The sequence below is a fragment of the Cyanobacterium sp. T60_A2020_053 genome, from assembly GCA_015272165.1.
In the GTDB taxonomy this organism is placed as follows: domain Bacteria; phylum Cyanobacteriota; class Cyanobacteriia; order Cyanobacteriales; family Cyanobacteriaceae; genus Cyanobacterium.
Window position 1 is genome coordinate 1 of the sequence record JACYMF010000033.1, and the last position, 12159, is coordinate 12159.

Genomic DNA, 12159 nt, shown 5'->3' on the forward strand with positions numbered 1-12159 from the left:
CGATTTTTTTGTTGGTTCGTTTACATCCCCCGTTGATTTCAGTGGGTATTTTTTTGTTGAGAAATTCCACGGGGGTCTTTCACTCACATTTCAAGATAATCTAACATAGAAAATAGAGTATCAATGTAAAAATTTGACTAAAAATTCTTAACTAGATAATGGAAATAAAATCAGAAATACCAACTTTCACTACCACAGAAAATAAAACTAGCAATGATTGTCTCATGGCAAAAATGTCCCCTTTTGCTTTAGGATTAGTGGCTGATTTTTTCAAGGTTTTATCAGAATCTAGTCGATTAAATATTGTCTGTTGTTTGCGCACGGGGGAAAAAAATGTCACTGAGATTATTAACATAACAGAATTAGGACAAGCTAACGTTTCTAAACACCTTAAAATTTTGGCTCAAGCAGGGATAGTTAGTCGTAGTCAAAAGGGTATTAACGTTTATTATCAAATTGCTAATCCTTTTGTTTTTGAGTTGTGTGATTTAGTCTGTAATTCTTTGTCTATGCAAATTGAGCGACAAAGTCAGCAATTGGCGCACCTCAAACTATTACAACAAGGTTTATGATAGACAATGGATAATGGGAGGAATGAAGAATGCAGAAGTAATTGTTTTCTAAATTCTAAATTCTACATTTTTTCTTCCCTTTGCCCATCACTTTATTAATACCGATTTAGCCCCACCAATTTACGGCGAGGGCAATTTTTTCATCATTAGCTAGTTTAACCAGCGCCCTCCCCCCGTCATAAGCCTTTCCTGCTTCATTATTTGATACTTTATCAATGTCAATAATGGTGCGTTTTTCTAAATTAGTAGAAACAATGACAGTTTTACTATTATTGGGTTTTAACATCGCCACTAAATAATCTTCTTTATCCTTAAAACGGAAACCTTGACTACCCAAACCGCCAGTTTTGCCGATACTTAAAGCGCGTAAATTAGTGACGGGGAGAATTTTGCCATAACCATCCGCCGAAATTAACAATAAATTATCTTTTTTCTGCACCACCTGACAACCGATAATTTTTTCTCGAAAATTCAGTTTAATGGCTAAATTTCCTTGCGCGCCTTTCCCCATCACTGCCATGTTATCTTGATTAATGCTGTGACGTAATACCCTTCCGCCACTGGTAGCCGTTACCAATTCTTGTCCATCTTCCGCCACCGCAAGATAAAATAAACTATCATTTTCTTTTAATTTCATCAGGGTAAAACCTCGATTACCAATGCCATCTAACTCACTCACCGTAATTCTTTTTACATAACCTCCAGCCGTGACTAATAATAAAGTTTTTCCTTTATTTTCAGGAGTGATAGTAATATAATTGATCGGTTTTTGATCTTGCTGGAGGGCGCTGGGTGATACTAATTTATTGATGGTTTGTTTCGTAGGATGACGGGGAATATCAGCCACAGAAAGAGGATAGGCTTTGCCATTATCAATAATAACTATAATTTCTTTTTTATCCTTAATCGGTTCTTGATAAACAATTAAATCAGTATTTTTCTTAACCATAGGTGTGGTTAAAATTGCCTCTTTTGGTTGCCAATAAATTTTACCTTTGGCACTAATTTGCACCATCGCATCATCAGTTAAATTGTTATCATAAACTAACGGTAATTGTCCCTCATTATCTTTATTTTTTTGATTAATTTTAGTTTCTTTTTTTTCTTCTTTCTTAGGAATAAAACTAATAATTTTTGTTCTTCTACTATCCCCAAATTTACGCTTAAAAGTTCTTAATTCTTTTTTTAATGCTTTTAATAACTCATGACGATCTGCTAATAGCCCTTGCAATTCAGTAATTCTGCCTTGTAAATCGGTATATTCCTGTTCAATCTTTTGTTTTTCCAAACCAGTTAACCTTCTTAAAGGCATAGCTAAAATAGAATTTGCTTGAGCTTCACTAATACTTAAAGCCTGTTGTAAATCATTTTTTGCCGTTGTACCATCAGGGGAATTTCTGAGAATATTAATCACTAAATCAAGATCATTTAAAGCCTGTAATAAACCCTGCAATAAATGGCTTTTTTCTTGCTTATCAACCAATTCATAATTATACTGTCTAGTTAAAGTTTCTTCTCGAAATTGTAAAAATTCTTGTAAAGTTTCTCGTAAGGATAACTGACAGGGTTTATTATTAACTAAACTGAGCATAATTACCCCAAAATTACTTTGTAAAGCCGTTTGTTTGTATAATTGCTCCAGAATAAATTGAGGATTTGCATCCCGTTTTAACTCAATTACCACTCGAATCCCCGTGCGATCGCTTTCATCCCGAATATCAGCAATATCATTAATTTTGCCTTGATTTACTAAATCTGCTACCTTTTCAATCCATCCAGCCTTATTCACCTGAAAAGGTAACTCTGTCACGATAATAGCAGTTCTTTCCTTGCCCCGTTTCTTTTGTATCCTTAGCTGTTCAATGGTTGCCACTCCGCGCACGGGAATAATGCCCTTACCCGTCAAATAAGCATCTTTAATTCCAGCTTGATCGATAATTTCGCCCCCCGTGGGAAAATCAGGTCCCGGTATTAACTTCATTAACTTATCATCAGTTAAGTCGGGATTGTCAATCAGCGCAACTAAGCCATCGACAATTTCACCGAGATTGTGAGGGGGGATATTTGTCGCCATACCCACGGCAATACCTGAACAACCATTGAGGAGTAATACAGGAAGTTTTGCAGGTAGTACAACGGGTTCTTGTTGGGAGTTGTCGAAATTACCACTAAAGTTAACGGTGGATTCGTTAACTTCCTCTAGCATGGTTTCAAAAGCCAGCGCCCCCAACCGTGTTTCAGTATATCTCATGGCGGCAGCAGGATCATTATCCACACTACCAAAATTACCATGCCCGGCTAAAAGAGGATAACGACTAGAAAAATCCTGCACTAAACGCACCAGCGCATCATACACCGATTGATCGCCATGGGGGTGATATTTACCCAAAACGTCTCCAACTACCCTAGCGCACTTCCGAAAAGGACGATCCGGGCTTAATCCTAATTCATACATAGCATATAAAATACGCCGATGGACAGGCTTTAAACCATCGCGCACATCAGGTAGCGCCCTCCCCACAATCACACTCATGGCATATTCCAAATATGAGCGCTCCATTTCCGTATGTAGTGCCGTGGAAATTATTTGACCTTGATTCAATAAATTTAATTGTTCAACCATGAGTATTTATGCTCAGTTAACTTGTAATAACGGTAAAGTGCCTATTTTTTAGAGAGTAGCAAACAATTTACCATTACGGATCAATTTTATTTCGGGTTTGATGAGGATAGGTTTCGGGTGTCAGGTGTTAGGTTTTAGGTTAAAGAATGAAAAATCAAGGTTTTGAAGCGTTATATTTTTAACAAAAACACAAGTGTATTGTGAATAATTAGGCTTTGCTGAATAAATCAAAACCCTTTTAAAACAAAGGTTTTAAGTATAATAAAATCTTAAAAAAGTGCCAGAAATAGCCTTTTTTCCCAAAAAATGCCCTCTTTTCTCTACCCAAATCAAAAATTATTGATACAAATGAGCAATTTATGAAACATAAATATTTAGCTTAACTCTTTAATTTATAAGCATTTCACCTGATACCTGACACCCGAAACCTGACACCTCCCCTCACCAAAATACTTTTTCAGCACACCCTAACTATGTTTTTGCACCAAGAAGTTTCATGGCTCTTTTTGAGTAAGTTTTCACTGTTTCATAGGGCATCTCTAACTCTAGGGCAATATCTTGTAAAGATTGACCTAATTCTTTTTTAGCTACTATTTCCGCATAACTTATACAAATATTTTTAGCACGATTACCACCCTTTGTCCCTTTTTTCGCCAAAAAAATAGCTAATAATTCATCTATTCTCCCTGATAAACTATTTTCTGTTTGCTCTACAGTATTATTATCAATTTCTGCCCAACCTAAACGAGTATAACCTAAGCCAAAAGTAGTTTTATGTCCCGTGCCACAATAAAGAGCAAAACGGCATAAGGTAGAGAAAAGTTGACTATAATCACCAAAATCTTGATAATTATGTCCTAAATATAATTCAATGGAGCCGATAAAACCTGTAACACTGCCTTTTTTTCCTCCGGCTACCTTGGTTGATTGCAAATTGTATTGACGAATAATTACAAATTTATCAACCCAGTCGATAAAACTATCTTGAGAAAATACTTTTTGAGAAAATTGATTCCAACGGCGCAAATAGCTTTGAAACAAATTGGGAGGATGAGGCAAGGGATAATGATGGTTATGACGGCGAAAACTGGTACAAGATAAAAACGTTAAAGAAAAATTCGTTATTAATTTACTCTGCCATAAATTTTCGTAGGTGGAGGGCGCTGAAGAAAATCTTACCTCTTGTATCAATAACGGTGCATGATGTAAACCTAAATGAGAAGGAAATTTATCAAACCAAATTTTTAACCATTTCATCAATTCTGGGGAGAAAATCGATAAATACCAACTATAAACAGAATCTTGTTTGAGAAAAACTTTGTTTTCTAATTCTAAATAATTACCTTGTAAACGAGAAATAGTGAAACCCTTTTCTTCTGGATAATCATGAAGTCTTTGGGATAAATCAGGGCATAACTGTCGCACTTGATCTAAAAACCAAGCGTGTAAACCCTTACTATAGTCAGGAAATAAATAATAATCTTTCTCTGCCAATAGTTTAAATTCCAGAATAACTAAATCATGAGTATCCGTCCAAGTTAAATCGCCTAAAGATGATAATGGGTTACTATTCACACACAAACTAAAAATTAATGTTGCTTTAATCCATTGATTGACAACAATTTTACTACTTTATGACATATCACAAAAATTCTTCTCAAAAAAAATTCTCTCGATTTGCATAATTTGACAAAATATTCCTGATAGATAAATAGAGAATCAATTTTACGAAATATTAATTTTCTTGTCTCTCATTAAAATTATTCGTCTAAAATCCTATCAGTGTGGTTATGTCTTTAATGGTTTTAATCATTTAGACTAACTAACAATAGGTATCTCCATCAGTTTACTTAATTATAAAATCACCAAAAATAATGTTTTTAGTCTTAATAGAAACATCGGGCAACCAAAATTTCATTTTTGCCACCAATAAATTAAAAGAAAATATTGGCGCGTCAGAATTAACCTATCGAGTCGGCACACAATGGCTATCGGAAATTATCGGAAATATTACCAATAATTCTGAGTTACAAAAATGGCAAGATGGAGATTCATTTCGTAAAACTCTTTTAGAAGTGAAGGATAATCCCCCTATCGAAAATGATGACTCAGAAGTAGAAATTATTAACGCCGTATCAGGTAAGGCTTTATTAATAACCAAAAAAGAGGATACAGCAAAAGATATTATCACTCAAATTAACCTAAAATGTTTACAACAAGCGCCCTCCATCGACGTTTGTGGCGTATATGTGAAGTTTGATTGGCATAATCCCATTCAAAATGCTGTAAAAGAAGTCTATGAGAAATTAGATGAAGCTAAATCTCAGCTTTTATCCCCTCAATTTCGGTTTTTAAAATTGCCTATTATTGTTGATTGCAATACTAGCGGTTTACCTGCTTCGCACTTAGAAACTAATCCAGAAAATGACAAAATTCCTTTATCAGCAGGAAGTTTTGCTAAAAGAAATAATGCTGATGATTCTTTACAAAGAATGAATCAATTAATCCAAGAAAGTAGTTTAAAATTTCCTAGTAATACTAATGATTTAGAAAAAAGTTTTACACCAGAATGGTTAGGAATTGTCCATGCTGATGGTAATGGTTTAGGTCAAATTTTTCTGAATTTTTACAAATATGCTAACAATAATCGAGATTATATTGATAAATTAAGACGCTTTTCTTTAGCCTTAGATTTGTGTACTCAAAATGCTTTTCAAGAAGCAATTAAAGTATTTGAAGATGATGGCAAAAGAAAGATTAAAAAAAATAAAATTAAGAAAGTTTTACCCGTTATTCCTTTAGTATTAGGAGGGGATGATTTAACAGTAGTTTGTGATGGCAAAAAAGCCTTAGAATTTACCCAAAAATTTCTATTAGCTTTTGAAAAAGAAACCGCTAGAGATAACTTACAAGATGTTGGTAATATTATCAAGGAAATTAGTGAAAAAGCCTTACAATCGGAAGGTTTATCAGCTTGTGCTGGGATTGCCATTGTCAAACCTCATTTTCCTTTTTCTGTAGGTTATGATTTAGCAGAATCCCTCTTAAAATCAGCAAAAACTGTTAAAAATAATGTTCAAGATGAAGCTAATAATACTGTATCTTGTTCCGCTTTAGATTTTCATATTGTTTATGATTCTAGTGGGGTTAATTTAAAGTTAATTAGAGATCGTTTACAGTTGCGAGATAACACAAAATTATATAAGCGCCCGTTTGTAATTACACCTTTAAATCAATTAGATCAAGCAACAGAATTAAGTAAACAATGGGCAAGTTTTTATCATTGGGATAAATTTGTAGATAAAGTTAATTTACTGACTAAAAATAAGCAAAATGCTCAAGAAAGTGATAAAGATAAAGATTATTTACCACCAACTCAATCTAATGCTTTGCGTTCAGCAATTTTTGTTAGTAAAGAGGAAGCAGACGCTAGATTTAAGTTGATTTATCAACGTTATAAAGATATTACTAAGGAATTAGCTGAAAGTGATAAATCTTTATTTCAAATAATGCCTATTAATGCCACAAAAAACACAAGTAATAATGTTTATATCACCAGTTTTTTAGATGCTTTGGATGCAGTTGATTTTGTTTAAATTTCTAATGAAAAATAAGGCTAAAGCCTTGACTACAAACTGAAGGAGAATTTATGGTTTTTACAATTAAGGTAACGATGTTAAGCGATTGGTATATCGGTTTAGGTCAATCAAGGGGCGATATTGATGCTATTGTACAAAGAGATAAAGACGGTTTGCCTTATATTCCTGCCAAAACTTTAACGGGAATTTTACGAGATTCTTGTGAGTTGGTGGCGTTGGGTTTAGATGGCGGTAATGACAATGGGGCTTGGCATAAGTGGGTTGATTTTCTCTTTGGCAGTCAACCAGCTTTGGCTGAAGGGGTTGTAGAATCTTCCCCTCAACCTGCTATGGTTTCTTTAAGGTCTGCTCATTTTCCTGATAGTCTCAAAAATTCTTTGACTGATACAAAGAAGGTTAAAGTTAAAGATGCTTTGGCTTTTGTTAAACCGGGTATCGGTATTGATGATAAAACGGGATGCGCTAAACCAGATTTTTTGCGCTTTGAGGAGATGATTAGAAAAGGCGCGGTTTTAGAGTCAAAAGATTGTCAGTTAAATTATCCTGATTATGTCACTTCTGCTGAAAAAGCTATTGCTGAGGCGTTGTTAATTGCCGGCAGTAAGATGGTAGAGAGAATGGGTGGTAAAAGGAGGAGGGGCGCTGGAAAGTGTAAAGTGGTTTTATCAGGGTTTAAAGTTGATAATTATTTAAGTCATTTGAGTAAAACTCCTCCTTCTCCTCCTGAGTATCAAGAAATTTCTTTGGTGACTGATTCTCAACATCCTGAGATACAAAATTCCCAATGGTATATCTTACCAGTAGAAATTATTACCCTAGCGCCCCTCATCGTGAATAGTCGCACTGTCGGTAATATCGTAGAGACTTTGGATTATATCCCGGCTAAGTATATTTTACGAAATTTACACCGCAAATTAGGGCAATGGTTAAACGTGTCTGAGGCTATTAGTAAGGGTAGTATGGTGATTACCAATGCCACTATCAGCAGTGATGGTTTACCCAGTCGCCCCACTCCGTTTTGTCTTTCTGCTGATAAACTGAATGGAGGATTAGATAAAGGTAATGTTTATAATCGCTTGGTAGAAGAAGCGCCCTCCACCTTACAATTAAAGGGTGTCAAAGGAGGTTATATTGGGCAATTTTCGGGGCAACATTTGCCAACGAATCCCGAAGTAGAAATTCAGATTTATACCCACAATACCATCGAAGATGAAATCCAGCGCCCGAGTAGTGACGTAGGGGGAGTTTATAGTTATTCTGCTATTGCACCTAATACGAAATTTCAAGGGGAAATCCGTCTCAAAGCAGATGTTTTTAATCACCTCACTAGCCAAAAACCACAATGGTGGAAAAATTTAGATGGTAGTTATGCAATTGGGCAATCAAAAAAAGATGACTATGGCAGAATAACTTTAAAGATAACTCAAAAACCCCAACTTCATCAAGGTTCTGTCAACATCAAAAACAATCAATTAATTGTCTGGTTGTTATCAGACTTACTGTTGAGAGATGAAAGACTTAATCCCACTGCTGATATAAATGTTTTACGTCAAACCCTCGAAAATGCTTTAGGTGTTGAATTGGAAGAAACCGAGAAAAAATTTCTCAGACAAAGACGCACCGAATCATGGCAAGGGCGCTGGGGGTTATCTCGCCCTTCTTTGGTAGGCATTCAAGCCGGAAGTTGTTTTGTTTACAACATCACAGGAGAATTAGACACCAATAAACTTTCTCAAGTGGCAATGGAAGGTATCGGAGAAAGAAGGGTAGAAGGTTATGGGCAAATATGTTTTAATGATCCTTTACTAACTACCCCTTTATCAAGTTTAGAACCTCTTGAGACTAGCAGTAATAATGACAAGGGAAAATCTAAACCCATCGACATTAAAAATAATGATACTGCTTATGAATATGCCCGAATTATTGAAAAGGAAGCATGGCGCGAAGCCATCCGACAACAAGCCTTCTCTTTAGCTTCTGATAAACAAAAAAGAAAAGAGTATTTAGGTTTAGAAATTCATGGGGAAGAAAGTAAACCACCCATGACGCAATTAGGGGCATTACGTTCAGTTACTAGCAAGTTACAAAGTCAAAATGATAGAAATCAAGTTATTAGCTGGATTAATGCTTTAGAAGATTCGCCTAATCGTAGAGAAAAATGGGCAGGAAATAGCTTAAGGTTGATTCGTAATTTAATCAGTGATGAAAGGAAAATCTGGGATTATTTAAAATTACCTACTGATTTAACTGTAACTCAAAACGCTGAAAACCAATTAAAACAAGAACTTTGGGCGGAAGCGATTCGTACTTTTATTGATGCCATGATTCGTGCGCATAAACGAGATTGGGAAGAAAGCCAGTAGGTTGGGTTAAACGAAGTGCAACCTAACAAAAATAAAATTACTGGAAAGAAACCCCGTTAAACGAAGTGCAACCCAACAAAAATAAAATTACTGGAAAGAAACCCCGTTAAACGAAGTGCAGCCCAACAAAAATAAAATTACTGGAAAGAAACCCCGTTAAACGAAGTGCAACCCAACAAAAATAAAATTACGCTAAACAAATGAAGAGAAACAGTCAAAAAAGATCAATATTGTTGGGTTTCGTTACCTCAACCACAACCTACATTAACTATTAATATCAATTAAAAATATGGCAAGAAAAATTCACTCACGATATAGAATAACTGGTAATCTCATCAGTTGTAGCCCCATTCACGTTGGTGGCGTTGGCGGTAATGCCGACACCGATATGGCTTTAGCAGTTAATGGAGAAGGTAAATTTTATATACCTGCCACCAGTTTAGCAGGGGCGATGCGCGCTTATATAGCTACCCTTAACCCTAAAATTACCGATGAAATTTGGGGTTTTCAAGAGGAAAAAGGAGATAAAGGTCATGCTAGTTTTGTTATTGTGGAAGATGCGGTAATCAACTCTACTATCATGGAAATCCGTGATGGTGTCGCCATTGACAGATATTCTGGCACTGCTTCTGACGGTATGAAGTTTGATCGTGCTATCTTACCTAAAGGGGTGACAATTCCCCTTAGTCTTATTTTTGAAAGAGATAACACTTTATCCGAAAGTGATTGGCAAGACTATCAAAATCTTTTTGCGCAACTTATTTGCGCTTTGAAGGAAGGGGAAATTTATCTCGGTGCGGCTAAAAGTCGAGGTTTAGGCAGGGTGAAACTTTATGATGAAAAAGTCATTGAGGAAGATTTATCTTCTCCCACAGGAATTTTAGATATTCTCAACAATCAAGCTAAAATCGTTGATTGGAGCAGTCTTTATGCTTCAGGTCAAAATTGTCAAAATAAGCTCGACATTACCATTAAATGGTCGGCGAAGGGCGCTGTAATGGTTAAATCAGAGGGGGATGGTATGGCTGTAGATATATTACCCCTTGTCAGTCGAGTGGATAGCAGTTTAACTTTTGTTATTCCCGGTAGTAGTTTAAAGGGGGTATGGCGTAGCCAAGCAGAAAGAATTATTCGCACTGTTTGCAATCATTCTCTTGATTATGAGCATAAAGACAAATTTGATCAACAAGTGAAGTTAGAGTTAATTAAAACTCTGTTTGGTGCGCCGGCGGAGTTAGACGATAATCAAAACCAGTTGGGTTATTTGAGTTGTTTTGCGGTGGATGACTGTTTTGCAACTATACCGATGACATCACATCAATGGGCGAGTATTACTGATGCTACCAGCGATAGCAGTTTAAGAAATTGCCTCAATAATATCGGTTTACAGCATACTCAACAAGGATACCATGGGGCGGTTGATCGTTGGGTGGGGGGCGCTGCGGAGGGTTTTTTATATACTACTCTTGAACCTTTTGGGGTGAATTGGCAACCCATCGAAATCAGCATCAATTTACAGCGTTTAAAACAGTATAATGACAAGTTATTTTTACCTAGTTTGGCTTTATTTTTGTTGGTTTTAAGAGATTTTATGGAGTCAAAAATTCCTATCGGTTTCGGTGTGAATCGGGGGATGGGCGCTGTTAATGTTAAAGAAGTAACAATTAATGGTAAAGGTCTTGATGATGAATTAAAAGCCCTTTCTGAAGTGACTTTAACAAGTTTTAAAAACTTAGATAATGGTTTATTAACCAGTTTAAATTCTCATTGGCAATTATGGTTAAATGGAGGTAATTAATTAATGACTATTTCTTTATATTCTCAATCATCGGAAAATATTACTTTATCGGACGCAATTACTAATTGTTTATCTGTTTTGGAGGGCGCTGTTGCTTTGGTTTATGCTCCGCAATTCTGTCAATTATTAACTTTAGATAATGATGGTAATTTATTAAATAGTTATGATAAAATTATCAGTAACAATTATCAGGATAGTTACATTTTTGAAGCTCGTATTTTTAACCCAAATTATGAGTTAAGATGGTTAAATGAGAATTCAGGAAAAGGAAAAGCTGTTTTAATTTCCGAAAATGAATTAGATAATTATTTATCAGCGGAATCAAATTCTCTTGATATAATTAAAACCATTAATCAAAAATATTTATTATGGGGTGAAAAAGCTAAAACTCAATTAAATAATAATTGGCAAAGACTATCGGCGGCTCGAATTGGTAGCCTAGACATCCCCATTTCTACACCATTATCACAGGATAAAAGAGTTTATTTAAACTTTCGTGAATATCTACAGGTTATGGATAATTTTGGGAATGTAAGAGTTGGTGAAGGGCGCTTGATTAATTTGGAGGTTAAGTAAAATGACTTTACAAGAAACGGTTTTAAACGATCTACAAAAGCTAACCATTGAAGAACAAAAAGAGGTATTAGATTTTATTCAATTTCTTCAATTTAAAAAAAATAATCAACCTCAAGTAAAAAAACAAATAAAAGGTTTATGGAAACAATTTAATCTATCAATTTCAGAAGCAGATATTGCTGAAGCAAGACAAGAAATGTGGGGGAATTTTCCACGGGAGATTGATTTATGAAAGATTTAATCCTAGATACTCATGCTATTGTTTGGTATTTAATGGAATCTCCTAAACTTTCCCGTAAAGGACTAAATGCCATTGATAATGCAGAAAAAATATACATTTCTGCTATTTCTATTATTGAGATTATTTACTTGGAAGAAAAAGGTAAAATTCCTAAAATTTGTCTTGCAATGATTGAGCAAATTTTAAATGATGATAATAATCATTGGAAAGTTATTCCTTGTGACTTTAATATAGCTAAATGCTTATCTCAAATTGATAGGGAAATTATACCAGAAATGCCCGATAGAATTATTGCGGCAACTGCTTTATATCTAAATCTTCCCCTAATTACTTGTGATACAAAAATCACGGCATCAACAGTTCAAACTATTTGGTAAATCTTAGTAA

General features: G+C 35.0%; 9 protein-coding genes. 7 read left to right on the forward strand and 2 right to left on the reverse strand.

What is annotated here, in order from left to right; translation table 11 throughout:
- Positions 1-158: 158 nt before the first annotated feature.
- Positions 159-572, forward strand: coding sequence for a helix-turn-helix transcriptional regulator (locus tag IGQ45_05255; protein ID MBF2056629.1), 414 nt, complete (start codon positions 159-161; stop codon positions 570-572).
- 106 nt (positions 573-678) lie between these two features.
- Here the strand turns inward: IGQ45_05255 and IGQ45_05260 are convergent, their stop codons facing one another.
- Positions 679-3195 carry a DNA topoisomerase 4 subunit A gene (locus IGQ45_05260; GenBank protein ID MBF2056630.1) on the reverse strand — a complete coding sequence of 839 codons (2517 nt, stop codon included), beginning with the start codon at positions 3193-3195 and terminating at the stop codon, positions 679-681.
- Between the two features lie 471 nt (positions 3196-3666).
- Positions 3667-4770, reverse strand: coding sequence for a CRISPR-associated endoribonuclease Cas6 (gene cas6, locus IGQ45_05265; protein MBF2056631.1), 1104 nt, complete (start codon positions 4768-4770; stop codon positions 3667-3669).
- A 299-nt stretch (positions 4771-5069) separates the two neighbouring features.
- On the opposite strand from cas6, the gene IGQ45_05270 reads away from it, so the two are divergent.
- The 6 genes from IGQ45_05270 (at position 5070) to IGQ45_05295 (ending at position 12149) form a co-directional block, all read left to right on the forward strand.
- A complete protein-coding gene (locus IGQ45_05270) occupies positions 5070-6791 on the forward strand; it encodes a hypothetical protein (GenBank protein MBF2056632.1) in 1722 nt (573 codons plus the stop codon).
- Positions 6792-6844: 53 nt separating this feature from the next.
- Positions 6845-9157, forward strand: coding sequence for a hypothetical protein (locus tag IGQ45_05275; protein ID MBF2056633.1), 2313 nt, complete (start codon positions 6845-6847; stop codon positions 9155-9157).
- A gap of 289 nt (positions 9158-9446) precedes the next feature.
- The gene (locus IGQ45_05280; GenBank protein ID MBF2056634.1) at positions 9447-10955 is read left to right on the forward strand and encodes a hypothetical protein; all 1509 of its coding nucleotides are present in this window, start codon (positions 9447-9449) and stop codon (positions 10953-10955) included.
- A 3-nt stretch (positions 10956-10958) separates the two neighbouring features.
- Positions 10959-11531, forward strand: coding sequence for a TIGR03984 family CRISPR-associated protein (locus tag IGQ45_05285; protein ID MBF2056635.1), 573 nt, complete (start codon positions 10959-10961; stop codon positions 11529-11531).
- A gap of 1 nt (position 11532) precedes the next feature.
- Positions 11533-11763 (forward strand): DUF2281 domain-containing protein, encoded by a 231-nt coding sequence (locus IGQ45_05290; protein ID MBF2056636.1) that lies wholly within the window; start codon positions 11533-11535, stop codon positions 11761-11763.
- A complete protein-coding gene (locus IGQ45_05295; GenBank protein MBF2056637.1) occupies positions 11760-12149 on the forward strand; it encodes a PIN domain-containing protein in 390 nt (129 codons plus the stop codon). Before IGQ45_05290 ends, IGQ45_05295 begins: the two co-directional genes overlap by 4 nt.
- Positions 12150-12159 lie beyond the last annotated feature (10 nt).

What these genes read in the sequence shown, in the direction of transcription:
- IGQ45_05275 (MBF2056633.1), top strand. Translation starts at nt 6,845, where the DNA reads ATGGTTTTTACAATTAAGGTAACGATGTTAAGCGATTGGTATATCGGT.
- IGQ45_05270 (MBF2056632.1), top strand. Translation starts at nt 5,070, where the DNA reads ATGTTTTTAGTCTTAATAGAAACATCGGGCAACCAAAATTTCATTTTT.
- IGQ45_05290 (MBF2056636.1), top strand. Translation starts at nt 11,533, where the DNA reads ATGACTTTACAAGAAACGGTTTTAAACGATCTACAAAAGCTAACCATT.
- IGQ45_05255 (MBF2056629.1), top strand. Translation starts at nt 159, where the DNA reads ATGGAAATAAAATCAGAAATACCAACTTTCACTACCACAGAAAATAAA.
- IGQ45_05280 (MBF2056634.1), top strand. Translation starts at nt 9,447, where the DNA reads ATGGCAAGAAAAATTCACTCACGATATAGAATAACTGGTAATCTCATC.
- IGQ45_05260 (MBF2056630.1), bottom strand. Translation starts at nt 3,195, where the DNA reads ATGGTTGAACAATTAAATTTATTGAATCAAGGTCAAATAATTTCCACG.
- IGQ45_05295 (MBF2056637.1), top strand. Translation starts at nt 11,760, where the DNA reads ATGAAAGATTTAATCCTAGATACTCATGCTATTGTTTGGTATTTAATG.
- IGQ45_05285 (MBF2056635.1), top strand. Translation starts at nt 10,959, where the DNA reads ATGACTATTTCTTTATATTCTCAATCATCGGAAAATATTACTTTATCG.